The organism is Paenibacillus sp. NPDC058174 (assembly GCF_042883865.1).
Lineage (GTDB): Bacteria > Bacillota > Bacilli > Paenibacillales > Paenibacillaceae > Pristimantibacillus.
This window is the reverse complement of sequence record NZ_JBHVUY010000004.1, coordinates 249,772-269,307: the sequence shown is the minus strand read 5'-3', so window position 1 is coordinate 269,307 and position 19,536 is coordinate 249,772. Positions and strand designations below refer to the sequence as shown.

At 50.9% G+C, this 19,536-nt stretch carries 17 protein-coding genes; 5 read left to right on the top strand and 12 right to left on the bottom strand.

Going from position 1 to position 19,536, the window contains the following annotated elements; all coding sequences use genetic code 11:
- Nucleotides 1–42 precede the first annotated feature (42 nt).
- From ACFVVF_RS20430 to ACFVVF_RS20415, 4 genes are read right to left on the bottom strand one after another with little or no spacing between them, the layout of a single operon-like run.
- A complete protein-coding gene (locus tag ACFVVF_RS20430; RefSeq protein WP_387813679.1) occupies nt 43–1,113 on the bottom strand; it encodes an ABC transporter substrate-binding protein in 1,071 nt (356 codons plus the stop codon).
- Entirely contained in the window at nt 1,110–1,913 is an 804-nt protein-coding gene (locus ACFVVF_RS20425) for an ABC transporter permease (protein ID WP_387814292.1), read from the bottom strand. Before ACFVVF_RS20425 ends, ACFVVF_RS20430 begins: the two co-directional genes overlap by 4 nt.
- On the bottom strand, nt 1,891–2,718 hold the full coding sequence (locus tag ACFVVF_RS20420) for an ABC transporter permease (RefSeq protein ID WP_387813677.1): 828 nt from the start codon (nt 2,716–2,718) through the stop codon (nt 1,891–1,893). Before ACFVVF_RS20420 ends, ACFVVF_RS20425 begins: the two co-directional genes overlap by 23 nt.
- Nucleotides 2,708–3,844 (bottom strand): ABC transporter ATP-binding protein, encoded by a 1,137-nt coding sequence (locus tag ACFVVF_RS20415; protein ID WP_387813675.1) that lies wholly within the window; start codon nt 3,842–3,844, stop codon nt 2,708–2,710. The genes ACFVVF_RS20420 and ACFVVF_RS20415 overlap by 11 nt, the downstream gene beginning before the upstream one ends.
- A 327-nt stretch (nt 3,845–4,171) precedes the next feature.
- Between ACFVVF_RS20415 and ytxJ the strand changes: the two genes are divergently transcribed.
- The 5 genes from ytxJ (at nt 4,172) to ACFVVF_RS20390 (ending at nt 11,172) form a co-directional block, all read left to right on the top strand.
- Entirely contained in the window at nt 4,172–4,513 is a 342-nt protein-coding gene (gene ytxJ / locus ACFVVF_RS20410; RefSeq protein ID WP_387813673.1) for a bacillithiol system redox-active protein YtxJ, read from the top strand.
- A 242-nt stretch (nt 4,514–4,755) separates the two neighbouring features.
- Nucleotides 4,756–5,736: a stalk domain-containing protein gene (locus ACFVVF_RS20405; RefSeq protein ID WP_387813672.1), complete on the top strand. Its 981-nt coding sequence runs from the start codon at nt 4,756–4,758 to the stop codon at nt 5,734–5,736.
- Nucleotides 5,737–5,964: 228 nt separating this feature from the next.
- Nucleotides 5,965–7,569, top strand: a complete 1,605-nt coding sequence (locus ACFVVF_RS20400; RefSeq protein WP_387813671.1) for a sensor domain-containing diguanylate cyclase — start codon at nt 5,965–5,967, stop codon at nt 7,567–7,569.
- Between the two features lie 129 nt (nt 7,570–7,698).
- The gene (locus ACFVVF_RS20395) at nt 7,699–9,852 is read left to right on the top strand and encodes a YhgE/Pip family protein (protein ID WP_387813669.1); all 2,154 of its coding nucleotides are present in this window, start codon (nt 7,699–7,701) and stop codon (nt 9,850–9,852) included.
- 117 nt (nt 9,853–9,969) lie between these two features.
- Nucleotides 9,970–11,172: an MFS transporter gene (locus ACFVVF_RS20390; protein ID WP_387813667.1), complete on the top strand. Its 1,203-nt coding sequence runs from the start codon at nt 9,970–9,972 to the stop codon at nt 11,170–11,172.
- 9 nt (nt 11,173–11,181) lie between these two features.
- Here ACFVVF_RS20390 and ACFVVF_RS20385 read toward each other — a convergent pair whose 3' ends face one another.
- From ACFVVF_RS20385 to ACFVVF_RS20350, 8 genes are all read right to left on the bottom strand, one after another.
- Nucleotides 11,182–11,922, bottom strand: a complete 741-nt coding sequence (locus ACFVVF_RS20385) for an ABC transporter permease (RefSeq protein ID WP_387813666.1) — start codon at nt 11,920–11,922, stop codon at nt 11,182–11,184.
- A 1-nt stretch (nt 11,923) separates the two neighbouring features.
- Nucleotides 11,924–12,634 (bottom strand): ABC transporter permease, encoded by a 711-nt coding sequence (locus ACFVVF_RS20380; RefSeq protein ID WP_387813665.1) that lies wholly within the window; start codon nt 12,632–12,634, stop codon nt 11,924–11,926.
- A complete protein-coding gene (locus ACFVVF_RS20375; RefSeq protein WP_387813663.1) occupies nt 12,631–13,569 on the bottom strand; it encodes an ABC transporter ATP-binding protein in 939 nt (312 codons plus the stop codon). The genes ACFVVF_RS20380 and ACFVVF_RS20375 overlap by 4 nt, the downstream gene beginning before the upstream one ends.
- 59 nt (nt 13,570–13,628) lie before the next feature.
- A complete protein-coding gene (locus ACFVVF_RS20370) occupies nt 13,629–15,038 on the bottom strand; it encodes a HAMP domain-containing sensor histidine kinase (protein ID WP_387813662.1) in 1,410 nt (469 codons plus the stop codon).
- 14 nt (nt 15,039–15,052) lie between these two features.
- A complete protein-coding gene (locus ACFVVF_RS20365; protein ID WP_387813661.1) occupies nt 15,053–15,724 on the bottom strand; it encodes a response regulator transcription factor in 672 nt (223 codons plus the stop codon).
- Nucleotides 15,725–15,932: 208 nt separating this feature from the next.
- Entirely contained in the window at nt 15,933–17,015 is a 1,083-nt protein-coding gene (locus tag ACFVVF_RS20360; protein ID WP_387814290.1) for a cation diffusion facilitator family transporter, read from the bottom strand.
- A 332-nt stretch (nt 17,016–17,347) separates the two neighbouring features.
- Nucleotides 17,348–17,482: a DUF4023 family protein gene (locus ACFVVF_RS20355; RefSeq protein WP_387813659.1), complete on the bottom strand. Its 135-nt coding sequence runs from the start codon at nt 17,480–17,482 to the stop codon at nt 17,348–17,350.
- Nucleotides 17,483–18,079: 597 nt separating this feature from the next.
- A complete protein-coding gene (locus ACFVVF_RS20350) occupies nt 18,080–19,516 on the bottom strand; it encodes an LLM class flavin-dependent oxidoreductase (RefSeq protein WP_387813658.1) in 1,437 nt (478 codons plus the stop codon).
- Nucleotides 19,517–19,536: the final 20 nt, after the last annotated feature.

Here is a 19,536-nt window from a genome sequence, read left to right as displayed (position 1 = left end):
CAAGTGGGCCTTCCTTTCCGTATACGGCGGCTGAGACACCGCTTATTTGCGATGCATTTTAAACTCCAGAAACAGCTCATTATAATGCGACAGCATTCTTTTGCCGAGATTCTTGTAGACCTCCAGCTTGGAGGTCAATTCTTTGTCCGGGTAAAACCGCTCGTCGCCCGCCACATCTGCCGGCAAGTATTCCAGCGCCTTGGCGTTAGGCGTAGAGTAGCCTACATATTCGGCGTTTTGCGCGGCATGCTCGGGATCAAGCATAAAGTTGATGAAGGCATGGGCGCCTTCAATATTTTTAGCCGTCTTCGGAATGACCATATTGTCGAACCACAGATTCGAGCCTTCCTTCGGCACTACATAATCCAGCTTCTCATTCTCGCTCATAATTTCCGAAGCATCGCCTGACCAGACAAGGCCCACCGCCGCTTCCTCATTGGCAAGCAGCATCTTAATCTCGTCACCGACGATAGCCTTTACGTTCGGGGTCAACGTCCCCAGCTTCGCTTTGGCCTCCTGTAGGTGGGCTTCCTCGGTATCATTCAGCGAAAAATGCAGGCTGTTCAAGCCCATGCCGATGACTTCACGAGCCCCGTCGAGCAGCAGAATCTGATTGCGCAGGCTTTTATCCCACAGATCATTCCAGCTCTCAAACTTCAAGTCCGTCAGCTCGGGATTGAACACGATGCCGACCGTCCCCCAGAAATACGGGATCGAATATTTATTGCCCTCGTCAAAGGAAAGATCCAGAAAGCTCGGATCGATATACTGCAAATTCGGAAGCTTGGAATGATCAAGCGGCAGCAGCAGCCCTTCCTCTTTCATTTTGCTAATCGCATATTCAGAAGGAATGCTGACGTCGAACGTCGTGCCGCCTTGTGCGATTTTCGTCATCATCGCTTCGTTGGAATCGAATGTCTGATAGATGACTTTCATTCCGTTCTCCTTCTCGAATTCCTTGAGCAGCTCGGGATCGATATAATCGCCCCAGTTGTAGATCGTAAGCGTGTTGCCGCTCGTATAGCCTTGGCTGGAATTCAAATAAGCGGTCAGATACATCATCCCCGCAGAGACGATAAGCACAGCGGCCAGGAGCCGCACCAGCTGCTTCATCTTCTCCCCTCCCCTACGGACGCTGAGCGGTTATTTCGCTGGTTCACGAAATAATAGCCGATTACGAGTACGATCGTGAACAGGAAGATCAGCGTCGACAGTGCGTTTATGGATAAGGAAATGCCCTGACGCGCCCGCGAATAAATTTCTACTGACAGTGTCGAGAACCCGTTGCCCGTTACGAAAAACGTTACTGCGAAATCATCCAGCGAGTAAGTTAACGCCATGAAAAATCCGGCGAACACGCCTGGCTTGATGTACGGCATGATGACCTTGGTCAGTACATTCCAGCTGCTTGCCCCGAGATCACGTGCTGCGTCGATCAGTGTCGGACTCATTTCCTGCAGCTTCGGCAGCACCATAATGACGACGATCGGCACACTGAATGCGATATGCGACAGCAATACCGACGTGAAGCCAAGCTTAATGCCGATAATGGTAAACAAGATTAAGAATGAAGCACCGATAATAACATCCGGGCTGACGATCAGGACGTTGTTGAGCGCCAGCAGCGTGTTTTTAGGCTGATGCTTGCGGATGTAATGAATCGCAAGTGCGCCTGCGATGCCGAGTATCGTTGAGATGACAGACGATAACAGCGCAATAACGAATGTGTTGAGCACGATGATCAGCAGCCGCGTATCTGCAAACACTTCCTTGTACCAGTCCAGCGTAAAGCTCTCGAAATTGCGCATCGAGCCGCCGGAATTAAACGAGTAGAACAATAAATAAAAAATTGGCGCGTACAACACGATGAATACAGCGACCAAATAGAGATTAGACAGCTTTCTTCTTGCCATCATCCTGCAGCCCTCGCTTTCTGCTTCCCGTCAGCAGCATAATGACCGCCATCGCAATAATGAGGAATACGGCAATCGTCGCCCCCATCCCCCAATCCTGTGTGACGAGAAAATGCTGCTCGATGGCCGTACCGAGCGTAATAACCCGGTTGCCGGCGATGAGCCGCGTAATCATAAAGAGCGACAACGCCGGAATGAATACGGCTTGGCACCCTGACTTCACCCCGCTCAGCGTAAGCGGGAATACGACACGCCGGAACGTCGTCCATGGAGAAGCGCCCAGATCGCGTGCCGCATAGATGAGCGACGGATTCAGCTCCTCCAGTGAGTTGAAGATCGGAAGAATCATAAACGGGATAAAGATATATACCGATACGAACACAAAGCTGAAATCGGTAAACAAAATTTGCTGGGTGCCGATGCCGACCAGCTCCAGCACGCTGTTCACAAATCCGTACGTGCCGAATAGTCCGAGAAAAGCGTAAGCCTTCAGCAGCAGGTTGATCCAGCTTGGCAATATAATGAGCAGCAGCCATAGCTGCTTATGCTTCGTCTTCGTCAGCAAATAAGCTGCCGGATAGGCGACAAGCAAGGAAAACGCGGTAATGAGAAACGCATACCAGAAAGAGCTCAGCGTCATCTGCATATAGACCGGCGTGAAAAACTTCGCATAATTGCTGAAGGTAAATTGGCCTTCCACATTAAATAGCGAGTAGTACACGATCAGCACAATCGGCGCGATAACGAATAAGGCGATCCATAGCAAATACGGCACGAGGTACATATTGCGCGTTCTAGCGTTCATCGCGAGCCTCACCGCTTAAGCCGTCTTCATGCTCGCTATCGCTATAAGCATCCAGCCGCTTGTCGAATTCCTCTTCCGTCTCGTTGAACCGCATAACATGAATCGCTTCCGGGTCAAACACTAGGCCGATCTGCTCGCCGACAGACGCTTTTTTCGTCGAATGGACCAGCCACTCATTGTCCGCTTCATCATAGCAGCTGATCTCGTAATGAACGCCCCTGAACAGCTGCGAATCAACCCGCACCTTCAGCTTGCCCTGATCGAGAGTCGTAATCTCCAAGTCTTCCGGACGGATCACAATTTCGACCGGCTCGTTCGGGTTCAACCCCTGATCGACGCATTCAAACGATTTGCCTGCAAATTCGACTTCAAAATCCTGCTTCATGCGGCCAGCTACAATATTCGATTCTCCGATAAAATCAGCAACGAAGCGGTTAATCGGCTCGTCGTAAATATCATTCGGAGTGCCGCTTTGCTCGATGATGCCATTGTTCAGGACGAAGATTTCGTCTGACATCGCCAGCGCCTCCTCCTGGTCATGCGTAACAAAGATAAAGGTAATGCCTAGACGGCGCTGAAGCTCCCGCAGCTCGTATTGCATTTCTGTCCGCAGCTTCAAATCAAGCGCCGACAACGGCTCGTCCAGCAAAATAATCTCAGGCTCATTCACAATCGCCCGCGCAATTGCTACCCGTTGCCGCTGGCCGCCGGACATCTCCGTAATTTCCCGTGTCTCGTAGCCCTCGAGATTGACAAACCGCAGCGCTTCTTTGACCTTCGTCGTAATGACATCGTTTTTCAGTTTCTTGATACGCAGGCCAAAGGCTACGTTCTCGAACACATTCAAGTGCGGGAACAGCGCATAATCCTGAAATACTGTATTTACTTGCCTTTCATTGGCGGGAACGCGGTTAATTACTTTCCCGTTAAAATAAATTTGGCCATCCGAAGGTTCAATGAAACCGGCAATAAGCCGCAATATCGTCGTCTTCCCGCAGCCCGACGGCCCCAACAGCGTGTAAAATTTGCCCCGTTCAATCTCGAAGCTGACATTCTTCAATACGACAGTTTCATCGTCATATCGTTTGGTTACCCCTTCAAATCGAATGATGGATTGCTCCTGCATCCTCCCGCACCTCACTTCTTATGGAATAATAGGATATTAAACCTATGTATGCTTGTGATATCACTAACGTTTACTTTCAGCATTTGATTATACATGAAGAATACCATCTGCAAACGACAATTTTATATAAAAATCGAGGAATTTGCATCCTGTTGTTCAAATATTATTTTATCGCAAAGATTTTGCATCAATTTGATTCCAAATGCGCATAGTTAGCTTATTAATCCGATCGCATAGAAGTGACTTTTGCTTGGCGTAGAGCTATAATAAATACAAGCACTAAGCTGCTTTTCACATTACACCACAGACGGTAAAGGAGTGTTAACGATGGCACAATATCGTGAAATAGATTCCATTGAGCAATGGAACGAGGCTTTGAAAGGTTCGGCTGAGCGTCCGCTTGTCGTATTCAAGCACAGCACTACATGTCCGGTCAGCGCAAATGCTCACCGCGAGTTTCAAGAGTATTTGGACAACAAGCCGCGTGAAGATGCCGATTACGTTCTCGTGAAAGTCATCGAATCCCGTCCGGTTTCGAATCAAATTGCTGAAGATACAGCAGTAACGCATGCATCGCCGCAAATTATGCTCGTTCAGAACAAAGAAAAAGTGTGGACGACTTCCCACTGGGCCATTACGAAAGAGCATATTACAGCTGTATTGGATTAATAAAAAGACGAAAGAAGCGCGGGCCAATGGCCTGCGCTTCTTTTTTGTATAAATTTTCAAAAATTTTTTTCTGTTTTGAAACGAATAGAGAACATAGGACGTATATCACACTCATCCTCCTTAATTTTGAAAGATTTTGCCGTTTAATAGGTAAAATGTTCTAGGAAAAGGAGTGCAAATATTGAAGAATGGAGGATTCCGCAATTTATTGGACAATTTTTTCATATAAGGAGATGAGTGCTTTGAAGAAGACGATCATTAGCATTTTGACATTAGCAATGCTTCTTGTTACCAACGCATCGGTCTTTGCAGCTCAAGAACAGAAAGTCTCGTTAGGATTCAATAAGGTAACCGTGAAGTTGAACGGTAAGGTGTTCAAGGGCAACAATATTTCTTATGATGGAACCACCTATGTTCCAATCCGAAATATCTCCGCACTTCTAAAGTTTCCTGTTCATTACTATTCCTCGACAAAAACAGCATACATAGGAACGGTTCCCGCTGGCGAGGTTCCTGAATCGGTGCTGAAGGACTGGGCAGCTATGGATGCCAAAAGCAGCTCTTCGTCCTCCACAGAAAAACTTGAGAAAAAGCGGGATGCAAAGGTAACGGTAAAAATTAACGACATCACGGTTAAAGTTAACGGTAAAAAAGTAGCTTCGAACAACCTGGTATACAACGGCACTACCTACGCTCCCATGCGCGCTGTAGCGACAATGTTAGGCATCAATGTATATTTCCACGAGCCTACATCTACCGCTTATCTCGGCACGGTGCCTAAAGACGAATTGACCGCTGCGCCTCCTAAAAAATCAACCAATATGTACGATACCGCAGCATCGGGTGAAATGGCTGGCTGGCGCGTGCTTGTAGGCCATGAATACGCCGATGTAGCTAGAATCTACTTTAAAGCTAACGGCACGATTATCACGACAAAGGTTGTAGATATACGTAAGGTCGATTACAACAAGAAGGTTACATGGACCGATGATAACGGCATTAAATATACGAATACCATTCGGGAATTATATCAGCTGTTTCTCTTAACAAGTGAATATAATAGCGATTGGCTGCACAAAAAGTTCGGTAAAATTTATGACGATTGGTTCATTGTTTCCACCATTAAGGCCGATGACATCGTGACCCGCTATTTAGAGGATACCGGGAAGCTTAAGCCGATCGATGACGGCATTTCGTTGAGGCCAGATAGTGAATTTAAGTAGTCGAACCCAAAACAGACAGTCAGAGATTCCGCACTTTTGTTCGAAATTGCCAATCTAAGGCACAAGGGATTATTTAATATCCATTTAACCGGAGCTCCTGTCGAGGGAGCCCGGTTTTTTCTTACATAAACTAATTAGGACGATAGATCGAAACTTCCGACAAAAAGTGATACACTATTGGAAGTTTACGAGAGATATGGTATCCAATGATAACCTAAGGAGTCTGTGATGATCCCTACGATCAGGCCGCGAAAAGGCTTTAAGCTATCGACTATTATTTCGTTCGTCGTCATTATGTCTGTCATCGTTACCTTGGTCATAAGCACCAGAGTCGGCTACCACGCCGAGAAAACCTCATTATTCAACAACACGATTGAATTAAATCAGATTGCCGCAACCAACCTGAGTAATACAACGCAATCATTGATTAATGAGATGAGAGAAAGCTTAAGTGTCACAGCCAAGTATTTTTCCGACGTCCCGTTGACCGATGAGGCCGTACTGTCGCAGCTGGATTTCTTCATGGGAACCAGTCCTTACTTTAACTCGCTATCTATCGCCGACAGCAACGGTGTCATTATATCAACCTCGCCCAACACGCTCGGGCTGATCGGCAGCAAGCTCACTTCAGCCGCTGCCCGGCAGGCGCTGGAGCAGAAGAAACCGCTCATCTCCGAGCCCTATGTAGCGATGACCAAACGGATGATCGTCCTCGTCAGCCACCCGATCTTCGATTCAAAGGGCAACTACAGAGGGTTTGTCGGCGGCTCGATCTATTTGCAGCAGCAGAACATTTTTCAGAACATATTAGGCGTACAGGAGCAGAACAGCAGCGGCTCCTATTATTACGTTGTAGACGCTTCGGGCAAGCTTATTTTCCATCCTAATAAAGAGCGGATCGCGGAGGTTGTCAGTGACAATCCCGTCGTGAAGAAGCTGATGGCGGGCGAGTCCGGTCAGCAAAAGGTTACCAATTCCAAAGGAATTACTTTTCTCGCCGGCTATGCGCCAGTCGAATCGGTTGGCTGGGGCATCGTCTCACAAACGCCTGTCGATCATGTCGCATTGACAGCGAGAAACGTCATTGAGCAAATGCTGCTGTTCTCAGCTCCGTTTCTCATTCTGCTGCTCATTGCCTCGCTGTGGCTGTCCGGCATGCTGGCTAAGCCATTGAATCGTCTGGCGAACTACGCATCGCATCTGTCCCACGGCGACGATACATTGATGCCGCTGCCGCCCGTCGTGTTCTGGAATTACGAAGCGAACCAATTGAACAGTACGGTCGCACTGGCCTTCAGCAAGCTGAGGCAAAAAACAGCCGAGCTGTCAGTAGAAGCCCAGACCGATCCGCTAACCGGACTGACCAATCGCAGAACGCTGAATGCGATCACCGCTCTATGGCACGAGCAGCAGGTTCCTTTTTCAGTCATTATGATGGATCTCGACCACTTCAAAAGCGTCAACGACGTTCATGGCCACCATATGGGTGATGAAGTGCTCAAAGTGCTTGCCGAAATTTTGAAGAGCGAGAAGCGTGAATCCGACTATTGCTGCCGTTACGGCGGTGAGGAATTTACGATGCTGCTGCCGCACACAACAGATAATGAAGCCTATCAGGTGGCGGAGCGTATCCGAAGCAGAATGGAGAATGCGATAACGCCTATTTCTCAGCGGGTGACGCTCTCACTGGGTGTAGCCGCTTATCCCGTTGACGCCGAGGAGTTAACGAAATTGTTCAGCTGCGCAGACAAGGCGCTCTATCAGGCGAAGCATGAGGGACGAAACCGTACCGTGATTTACAGCAAAATGAGTACACTCTTAACAACGAAATAATCCATTCCGGGCTGTTCGCGAGGTTTCCGCCTCCGGGCAGCCTTTTTTATTTGATCCCGTTTGCCAGCTCTCGTATTTTCCAGCCGCCTATCAGCCATACTAACCGGAAAATAACGCCAGGAGGCCGGCATGAAATCAATCTTCCGCTTATACGCCCGCGATCTATCAGGCATCGTCCGCAATTGGGCGGCCATTATTACGCTGCTTGGACTCATCTGTCTCCCTTCCCTTTACGCCTGGTTCAATATTGAAGCTTCTTGGGACCCTTATGGCAATACGAGCGGTCTGGCTGTTGCAGTTGCCAACAACGATAAAGGTGCGACGCTGCGCGGTACACCGTTAAACGCCGGCGCAGGGGTCATCGATTCCTTGAAGTCGAACCATAAAATTGGCTGGGTGTTCGTCGACGAGAAGAAGGCGCTTAAGGGCGTCAAGCATGGCGACTATTATGCGAGCATTATCATTCCAGCGGATTTCTCCTCCAAAATCGCGACCGTCCTTAACGACAAGCCGGAACAATCAGCCATTGAATATTACGTTAATGAGAAAATCAATGCCGTCTCGCCGAAAATCGCTGCCTCCGGCGCCAACGGCATTATCCAGGAAATACGCAATACGTTTATCAAAACGGCAAACGGAGCGATCTTCACTCTGCTTAATGAGGTTGGCCTGGAGCTGGAGCAGGAACGGCCTACGATCGAGAACACCCGTGATCTAGTGCTCAAGCTGGAGAAGCTGTTCCCGGAAATTAATGCGGCGGTCAATACAGCTTCCACAGACGCCGGCAAAGCGGAGACAATCGTCGCCAAGGCGCAAGCGGCGCTGCCGGATGCCGTTAAGCTTGTGAAGGACGGCCAGCAATTGTCGGAAAAGCTGGGCAGCCTGCTGACGGATAGCTCCAAGGCGCTGGCACAAGCCGCCCCTTCTATCAAGCAAGATCTTCAATTGTTAAGCCAAACCGCCAAAGCTGCGGCGGATCTGACGGATGCATTGAAAAATGGGGAGCTGGATCCCGAGGCGGCAAAAACAGCACTGACGGCCATAGCAGGCAAGCTGGCTACAGCAGAACGGGTCGCAGGCAGCGCCGCAGCCTTCTTCGGCCAGCTTGCTGATACGACCGGCAGCAGCAGGCTTGCATCGGCCGGCAGCAAGCTGAAGCAGGCGCAAAGCCGCTTCACGCAGGCGAAGACAACCGCGGCGCAAATCGCGCAGGCGATCGATCGCGGCGAGGAACCCGCGGCGCAGCTTATCGCGAAGCTGCATGATGCGGCAGCCGAGGCTTCTTCTCTGCTGGACGGCATTCTCGCCAAATACGATAGCGAGATTGTACCGGGCGTCGAGCAGGGACTTGCCAAGGCGCAAGCCGCCGCCCAGAAAGCGAACAGTGTATTGAAGCAGACCGCAGCCGACATGCCGGATGTAGAAAAAATATTGAAGGACGCCGCCAAAGGATTAACCTTCGGCAAAGAAGCGCTGGTGGAAATAAAAAAACGAATGCCCAACGCGGAGCAGAAAATTAAAGGGCTGGCCGATCGTATCCGTCAGCTAGAGAAGGAGGGCAGCCTGGACGAGGTCATCGATCTGCTTCGCAACAATGCGCAGCGGGAGAGCGCCTTTTTCGCCGAGCCCGTCGTCTTGAATGAGAACCGGCTGTATCCCATCCCAAACTATGGCTCGGCAATGTCTCCTTTTTTCTCGACGCTGTCGATCTGGGTTGGAGCGCTGCTGCTCGTCTCGCTGCTATCGGCAGACCCGCATCCCGCTGAGGGGGAGAGCTTGAAAAGCTATCAGATCTATTTTGGCCGCTACCTCACCTTCTTGACGATATCGCTGCTGCAATCCGTTCTGATTACGACAGGCGATATTTGGGTGCTTGGCACTTATGTAGTGGACAAGCTGGCGTTTGTTCTGTTCGGACTGCTCATCAGCGTCGTCTTTATGCTGATCGTCTACACGCTTGTATCGGTATTCGGCAATGTCGGCAAGGCGCTTGCCATCGTGTTGCTCGTCCTTCAGCTGGCCGGCTCCGGGGGGACGTTCCCGATTCAGGTAACGCCTCCTTTCTTTCAAGCCATCCATCCCTATTTGCCGTTCACTTACGCCATCAGCATCATGCGCGAAGCGGTTGGCGGCATTTTGTGGGACATTGTCTGGCGGGACCTGTTCTGGCTTGGTATAGTCGCTGCCATCGCGCTCATTATCGGGCTGGCGCTGAAAAAAGCAATCAACCGTGCTTCCGCTGGCTTCCTCCGTAAAGTGAAGGAAAGCGATCTGATTCATTGATGTGCGGCAGGGCCTCCTTGCCCAATTTTCTGAAAAACATAGAGATTCTGTGTCGATAGGTTTACAATGGAGGGGCACTAGTGACCAAATTCAACCGCCCCCTGGGAAGTGACGACAATGGAGTTTTCGTGGAAACGCAATTTAATCGTGCTGTGGATCGGGGTCTTTTTCTGCAGTACGGCCTATTCAATATCGATACCTTTCATCCCGCTTTTTCTGAACACCGAGCTTGGCGTGGAGCGGCATCTGGAGACATGGTCGGGCATCGCGTTCGGCATTACGTTTCTGGCCAGCGCCCTGATCTCCCCTTACTGGGGCTCGCTTGCCGACAAATACGGCCGCAAGCCTATGCTTATGCGCTCCGGCTTCAGCCTGGCGGCGCTGTACTTCCTTACCTATTTCATTCATGATCCATACTTGTTCCTTATTCTGCGGATTTTCCAAGGGCTGCTCGCAGGCTATGTGCCTGCGGCAATTGCAATGGTCGCGACCAATACGCCCGAGGAGAAAACCGGCTATGCGCTTGGCATCATGGCGACATCAGGGGCCACTGGCGGCATAATGGGGCCGCTTATTGGCGGCATTGTCAGCCACTCCATCGGCTACCGGGAATCATTTATTTTCTCCGGCTTTGTAGTGCTCGTTGCCGCATTAATCGCTACCTTCTTCGCCCATGAGAAAAACTTCAACCGCTCGGCTCCTCGCTCATCGGTCCGGGAGGATCTCAAGCACGCGATGGAAAACCGGACGTTTCTGACGCTGCTCATCCTCGCTGGCCTTGCCACCTTCTCGGTTATGATTCTGGAGCCGTTGCTGACTGTATATGTCTTGCAGCTTGGAGCCAGCCGCAGCGAAGCGTCGCTGCAATCGGGCATCGTCTTCTCCGCTGTCGGCATCGCAACCTTGATCGCCGCCCCGCAGTGGGGCAAGATCGGCTCACGCATCGGCTTTTCCAAGGTGCTGTTCATCGGCCTGCTTGGCGGCGGTATCGGCAACTGCCTGCAGTTTTTCGTCGGCCATTTCGCCGAATTCGGCGCCCTTCGCTTCATCTATGGCTTGTTTTTCGCCGGGGTCTACCCCGCGGTCAATGCCATGATTGTGAAGGTGACAGAACCCTCATTCCGCGGACGGGCCTTCAGCCTGAACCAGTCGGCAACCCAATTTGCCACGATGCTCGGCCCCGTTATCGGGGGCGTGCTCGGCGGCATTATCCCGATCCGCTGGGTGTTCGTCCTTAATGGCGTTCTCCTCTTAACGGCCGCCTTTCTTCTCCGGAAGCAGCATATGGAGGAAAAGCTTCACGCGCCTAGCGGCACCTAAGCTCAAACCTTACAGCTCTTTACGGCGGAAATAGACCAAGCTTCCTGCCGTGAAGACGATGAAGCTGCCGCCTACGGTCAACAGCAGCGCCAGGAACGGAACGGTGAAGCCGCCGAAATCCATCGTTCCGTTGGAAAGCATCAGCAGCACCGGTTGCGCCCAAGGATAGAACGGGCCAAACTTGGCGGAATTAACGACTAACATATTCGGTAAAGTCAGCATAACGTTCACGACTAGAGGTGCGGCAAAGCTGCTCCAGCCAATTGAAATACCCAGCTGAAGAGCAGCAAGCGGCAAACAGGCAGCCCACCCGCTAAACGCGCTCGGAAGAATGAGCTCCCAGGCGATTCCTCCTTCAACACCTTTCGCCAGGAAAACAACAGAGGCTGCCCCCACAAACAACAGCTGTCCGGCCAAGAGCAGCAGCGCTACTGCAGACAGCTTCGCGGTATATACGCTTGTACGGGATACCGGCAGCGACAGCAGCTGCTTCCAGCCTCCCCCGCCGTGCTCATAACGGCAGACGAAAGCGGATAAAATCCCGGTCATAATTGGCATTAGCAGCATGCCATGGAGCATCGACATCGAAGAAAGCAGCGCTTTGCCAACGTCCTCCTCTGCAACATTGTTCAGAGAATCTAGCATGCCGATAGCAAGCGAAATGAGCGGACTAACCAGTACAAGCAGCCAAATAGGCGATTTGGACAGCTTCAAACGCTCCGACGCCAGCATTTGCATAAAACCGCCCATCTTAATTCACGTCCTTTCGGCCAAAATGCACTAAACCGGCCAAAAACACGATGAACCCCAGCAGTGCCCCAGCCTTCACAAACCAAATCTGATTCGGTCCTCTATAGCCTAGCATCGGCCAGCTTATCGGAGCCCACTCCACAATCGGAAAAATCGTGAACAACGCGCAAACGACACCGAGCGTAATGGGCAGGGCCTGATTTTTCATAATCACACACAGCCATACCATAAGAGCCAGCAGCGGCAAAGCAGCTAACAACGGAAAGAAGCTAAGTCTGGCTATAGCCCCATACGGAATCGCCGTAGAATCCAACCGCAACGACAGCCCGAGCACTGCAATGCCAACAGCAAGCAAAGCACCGGAGAACAGCAGTAAAAAGACACAAACCATAAATTTAGAACAAAAGACAGCTGTCCGCGTTATCGGAAGAGCCAGCAATTGCTTCCATGAGCCGTTGTTATGCTCGATATTCGCCATCAGCGAGCTTAGCAGGGTAATACCCAGATACAGTGAAATGGGGATGAAAAAAGCGAGATTCATCAGTAATCCGCCCCATGGATCCTCAGCATAAATACGCATCATATAGTCATACCGCAGTCCATAATTAAGCGCTTGAAGCGTGAGGATGCCAATGGGTCCAATTGCGGCAAGCAGCCACAGGCCTTTGCCTCGGATTTTGAGAAAATCGGAAGAGAGAGCATGAGCAATCATAGACCGCCACCCCCTTCTCCAATAATTTGAAGGAAGAGCTCCTCAAGCGACTTTCGTTTCTCCTCTACCCGGTAAATCGCATGTCCCCGTTCCACGAGATATCGAACGATTAGCCCGACCTTCCCGTCGTCGGTCAGCTGCTCCAGCAGAATGGATGAATCCGCAGCATTCACGCCGATGGAGCCAAGGGCCAGCCCTCTCACCTCGGACAACGCCCGTACTGCTGCCTCCGGCTCGGACACACGCAGCGAGATTCCGTTTCCGGACTGCTTGCGCAGGCTTTCAATCGCATTCTGAAAGACAAGCTCTCCATGTCGGATTATGCCTACCGTCTCAGCCATTTGCTCGATTTCACTCAATAGATGGCTCGATATGAGCACTGTAATGCCATGCTCCTTCGGCATGCTCTTGATCAGCTCCCGAATTTCCAAAATGCCGGCAGGATCAAGGCCGTTCGTAGGCTCATCCAATATGAGCAGCTCCGGATCGCCCAATAGCGCGCTTGCTATGCCCAGACGCTGCTTCATTCCAAGCGAATAGCCCTTAACCGGACGGCGGGCAGCTTCCCTCAGCCCAACGATATCAAGCACCTGATCGATCCTTGCCTTAGGCGCCCCAATGATCCGGCGAATGGCTTCCAGATTGTCCACGCCGGTCAAATGACCATAGTTCGACGGATACTCTACCAGAGAGCCTACCTTTCTCAGAATCGCCAGCCTTTCCTTATGAAGCGGCTTGCCAAATAGATGGACTGACCCCGATGTCGGCTTAATAAGGCCCAGCAGCATGCGGATTGTCGTTGTTTTACCCGCTCCATTAGGACCAAGAAAACCGTATATATCGCCTTTGGCGATTTTCAAATTCAAGTTGGAGACGACTCTTCTCCCTTTATAAGCTTTCGTGAGTCCCCTCGTCTCAATAATCCAATTGCTCACATTCATCACCTCGTCATTAAGCGTAAGGGATGAAGGTTAAGATTGGGCCGCACCAGAGTTTAAATTTCGTTTAAAACATAGAGCAAGATCTTCGTTCCCTTTCCTGTCAAGCTCTCTGCCTCCCATCCCAGTCCCATTTCTCCGGTTAAATAATTTACGATGGCCAGTCCAATGCCAGCCCCTCTATGCTCAGATCCCGCGCCTAGACCCGGGCCGTGGTCGATAAGAACAATGGCGAGACGGCCATCTTCCATCCGTTCTGTCGATAATTTGAGGAAACCGCCTTGCGAGGCGTGCCTCACCACATTCTGAAACCAGTTATCGAGGATACGGCGGAACCCTTCTTTATCTAAACGCCATATCAGAGGCTCATCGGGCAGATCGACATCGGCTTCAATACCCTCTCTCTCCCACAACGGATACCATGCTGCAGCACTCTCCCGCACAAGCCGGATCACATCGAGGCTTTCGAGCTTAAGCGGATATCGCCCGCTCTCCATTAATGTGTAGGACAGCAGGTTATCGATTAGCCGGCTTAATCCGTCGATTTTCCCTTCCATCTGGCGGATTGCGTCCTGCCCTGCCTCGCCAAGCTGTTCTTTGCGCAGCGTATATAAATGTCCGTTCAATACGGTTAACGGCGTACGTAGATCATGCGAAAGATTAGAGATCAGCTTCTTCCGAAGACTTTCCTCCTCCCGCTCCCGTTCCTTACTGGCTTCAAGCTGTGTTACCATCCGGTTAAATGCAGCTTCCAGCTGGCCGATTTCATCGGGGCGTGTCATTACTATGGGCATTGGTATATCGCTTTCCATGGTCATCGCCTTTTGCAGACGAAGCAGCCGTCTCCTCAGCCTAATGAAGAATAACAAGGAAATCAGCAGAAACACGAGAAACATGATGCTGATAAAGGTGATGAAAATAGGAGCGGCGTTAAGCGCCTCCCGGCCGCGGAGCAGCTCCCGCGGCAGCTGCATAACCATAAAGCCGGGACCGCTGTTATTTTCCCCGATAAACGCAACTACGGTAAACGGATCACCGTTCACATTGTTTTTCATGAAGCGAATTGCATCAGCAGGCGACCAGTGAAGAGCAAGCTCCGGCTGACGTTGCGGCAGCTGCAGCCGGGTGTCTCCCTGTGCGTCCACCCAGAACATCGCCGCTTCCGGATATTCTCTGCTCAGCTCCTCCAGCCTCCGGTCAATGTCCGATGCCTTGCTGTTGCCAAGTGCCGCTGCTTCCTTGTACCATCGCGCCTGGATCGCCGACGATTGGCCATACTTCAGCCCGTCGGAATGACCGAGAATCGAGTAATCAGCGATCAAATAGAACACGCTCGCAACAGGAAATATAAACGGAATAAATAAACAAGCGACGCAAATTAGCAGCAAATAACGCCACATAAGCGAGGAACGCAACTTGATTTTCCCCGTGCTCATGCGCTTCATCTGAACCTGGTCTTGGGACACCCGCTTGCCGCCCCTCAACTTCTCACCCGGTAGCCAATACCCCGCACCGTCTCTACTACTTCAGGGGTAGCAGGGTCGCGCTCCAGCTTCTCGCGCAGGTAGCGAATATGAACCATCAGCGTCTTGTCTCCTTCTATGTAAGGCTCCTTCCATACCGCTTCATAAATCTGTTCTTTCGTTAGAATCTGGCCTTGATGACGGAGTAAGTAGTTGAAAATTTGAAATTGCTTGCCCGTAAGCTGGATCTCTTCCCCGGTTTCTGCGTTTTCGATCCGATTCGCCTCTTCGAAGACGAGCAGATGCTTAATTGTTAGCGGCTCCGCCGTCTGAGCAGCAAACCTTCTCAACAGCACCTCGATACGGGCGGTCAGCTCGTCGGGGTGAAAGGGCTTCGTCAAATAATCGTCGGCAAATTGCAGACCCTGCAGCTTGTCATCGATGGAGGCTCGGGCAGAGAGCATAATAATTGGCGTCGCCGGCGCTTTCTTTTTCAACCGTTGACCGATCGTAAAGCCATCCAAGCCGGGGAGCATCACGTCGAGGATTACCAATTGGCAGTACTCCACTTCATCTGCAGCATGCTCGCCGCTCAGCAGCCATACCACCTCATAGCCTTTCTCCTGCAGCTGTCTGCATACAAGGCTCCCGATTTCTTTGTCATCTTCAATATATAATAAGGTCGTCACTTGTTAACCGTCCCTTCGCGTCTGAAACGCATTGGTATTTCTATTTCTCCCATTATAAAACAATTCGAAGACTGCTATAAACAGAAACGAAAGATCACAACGCGAAAACAAGCCCAACAGTCTGCGCCGGATAGGTTCACGACGCTTCCTGATGAGCTTGTTGTATTTAATCCTTGGATGCGAATTTATAAAAAACTTCCATCGTTTTTTATACCTTCAACTCCATGTGCCGGATGACGGAGCTTTCCACCTGAATCGTTGAATGCTGAATGCTGAACTTCTCCTCGACGAGACGTATCGCCGCTTGCAGCACAGTTTGGCAGTTGACTCCATCCTCGACGAGCACATGACAGCTGAGAGAATCCAGCCCGGAAGTAATTGTCCAAATATGCAGATCATGCACATCAACAACACCTTCAATGCTGCTGAGCGCCGCCTTTACCTCTTTGTGATTAACAGCAGCGGGCGTGCCTTCCATTAGAATATGAAGCGTATGTTTGATGACGCTCCAGGCGCTTTTCAAGATCAGCAGTGCAACGACGACCGATATGATTGGATCTGCGATGTTCCAATTAAATAACAGCATTAACAATCCTGCAACTATCGCGCCAACCGAGCCCAGCGCATCGCCAAGCACGTGCAGATAAGCGCTTTTTACGTTCAGATTGTTGTGAACATCACCTTTGCGGGTCAGCGCCCATGCGCTTGCGAGGTTAGCCAGTAATCCAACAATGGCAATTAACATCATGGACAAGCTGGATACCTCAGGCGGATCAGCAAACCTGCCGATTGCCTCGTAGACGATAAATCCCGCAATGACGAACAATGTAATGCCATTAAATAATGCCGCTAATATTTCAAAATGGTAAAAACCGTAGGTTTTATCCGGAGAAGCCGGACGAGAGGCGAACCAGACGGCCACCAGACTTAGAATTAGCGCACCAACATCGCTCAGCATATGCCCCGAATCGGCAAGCAGCGCCAGGCTATTCGTTATGAGCCCGCCAAAAAACTCCAGAAACATGATGCCGCCCGTAATAACAAGCGCAATAATTAATCCCGTTTTATTGCCGCTGGCATCATAATGATGGTGGCTATGTCCGCCATGGCTATGGCCGTGATGATCGTGACCTTGGTGACTATAATTAGGGTTGCTATGATCATGGTCATTGTGATCGTGATGATCGTGGTCACTATGATCTTGGCCGTTATGATCATGATGAACGTGGTTGCTATGATCTTGGCCATGATCGTTATGATCGTGGTCACCGTGACTGGAGTCCGCATGCACCTCCCCGTTATGTCTGACGCCGTTCTCTTCTCCAGAAGAATGATGTCTGCCTTTGCCTTCATTGCCTTCATTCTCCGCTTTTCTGCCGCCAATTCCTGATTTGTGTTGATCCTCAGCCATCGTTTATTCCCCCTGCCTAAAGCTCCATACGTGAGATGTAATATAGGAAGCTATTTATTTATAGATTCATTTAAATTAATATATGAGCAACTGTTCATATATTAATAATGCCTTACATTTCATCTATTGTCAACTGTCACATGTACCGCAAGCTAAAGCTTGCCTGAACCGCTGAAAAGCATCAGCTGTTAGACAAGCTTTCATGAAGACAGCTACGGATTATTGGTATGCTTTTTGTTGGCGAGCTTTCCAGTTGGCTTGCCTTTGCCGAAATGCTCCTTGTTCTTCTGCTGCTTTTGTTGCGTTTCTTGCACCTTGGATACGAATTCATTCGTCGAATCGCTCATGCGGACACTCCCTCCTTTACCATAAGTAGGTTTTCCGCACGCTCCAAACTTATTCGTCGTCTACACCACGGTTTGCTATGTCCTATCTGCAGCTGCAGCTGCATTTTAGCCAACATAGGGCAATATGCGACCCAGTTCTGACGCCTAACCTTTATCAAAATGCAAAAGTGCATTTTGATACGCTGAAAATCCCCGCTTTATGCCTTCAAAATGTAAAAGTGCATTTCAGATAGGTGAAAATGGCCCATTATCGCTAAAATCGCTCAATCTACCTGCACTTTTGCATTTTGATGGCGAAAATCGAGTAAAACGGCGCAATCAAAATGTACTTTTGCATTTTGATCCCCTAAATCTAAAGTTACTTTGCGTTTCTGCACCATATGAGCCATACGCCAACTATAGAGTGAACGCAGGCAGCCGCACGCATAATCGGCAACGCTCTACAACTGCCGGAACGCAAAACGACCATCGCGGAAGGGAAATCCCCTCCGAAATGGTCGCTTGTAATTCCCGCAATAACCTTTTAATCTCGTCTTTAGCCTGCATTCTGCGCAACCCCAGCAGCTACAAGCTGCAGCACCAGCGCAAGCTTACTTCTTAACCCGCGCTGCCTGCTTCAGCTGCGCCAACTGCTTCCTGGCCAACAGCGCCGTTCCCCGCCGTGTCTGTTCCAGCCGCTCCAATCACTCCATGCGCACGCTCATGGCTCGCCTGAAAATGGCGGAGCCCCAGGCGCTCCAGCCCAAGATGCTCGCGAAGCGTACCTCCGGTATATTCGCTGCGGAACAGCCCCCGCTGCTGCAAAATCGGCACGACATGATCGACGAATTCGTCGAGATTGCCCGGCAGCACCGGCGGCATAATGTTGAAGCCGTCGCAGCCGTACTCCTCGAACCAGAGCTGCATGAAGTCGGCCAATTGCTCGTACGTGCCGACGAACTGCATATGACCCCGCGCGCCAAGCAAGCGCCCTCCCAGCTCCTGAAGCGACAGCTGCTCATTGCGCGCCATATCCATGATGAGCTGCACGCGGCTCTTCATGCCATTGGTCGCCTCCACCGGATCGGGGATGTCAGGCAGCTGCCCGTCCACCGGGTAACCGGACAGATCGAAGTTCAGCAAAGCCGAGAGCATGCCGACGATCATGCTGGGCGGAATAAGCGCCTGAAGCTCCTTATACTTTCGCTGCGCTTCCTCCTCCGTCGCCCCGATAACCGGCGATAGGCCCGGCATGATTTTCATGCTGCCCTGCGGCCTTCCGTATGAGGCAAGCTTGCCCTTCACACTGCTGTAGAATGCTTGCGCCGACTCTAGCGACTGCTGCGCAGTGAAGATAACTTCCCCGAACGCTGCGGCAAAATCCTGCCCCGGACCGGAGGAGCCGGCCTGAATCAGCACCGGATAGCCTTGCGGCGGACGCGGTACGTTCAGCGCGCCCTTCGTCGAATACCACTGTCCCTTGTACTCGGTCTCCTTCACCTTCGAGCCGTCAGCGAAAACCCCCGCCTCCCGGTCGATGACGAGCGCTTGATCCTCCCAAGTGTCCCAAAGCCGGGTCACAACCTCGACGAACTCACGCGCCATCTCATAGCGCAGGCCATGCTCCGGATGCTTATCCCTGCCGTAGTTGAAAGCTTCAACATCCTGCTGTGAAGTGACGATGTTCCAGCCCGCGCGTCCTTCGCTAATATGATCCAGCGATGCAAATTTTCTCGCCACATTGTAAGGCTCATTATAAGTGGTCGATACAGTCGCCGTAAGCCCCAGCTTTTCGGTCACCGTCGACAGTGCCGCCAGCAATTGCACAGGCTCAAGCATACCCGAAGCCGAATCCTCGACGCCGCGAACATAGAGCAAATCCGCCAGAAACATCATATCGAATTTGCCGCGTTCAGCTGTTTGCGCCAGCTTTTTATAAAACTTGAAATCAAACAGCCCTTCCGCTCCAGATTCCGGATGGCGCCATCCAAAATGATGATGACCGCTATAGTAGATAAACGCACCCAAATGAAGCTGCTCATTTCTTTTCCCCATCGTAAGTCCCTCCCGCTTTG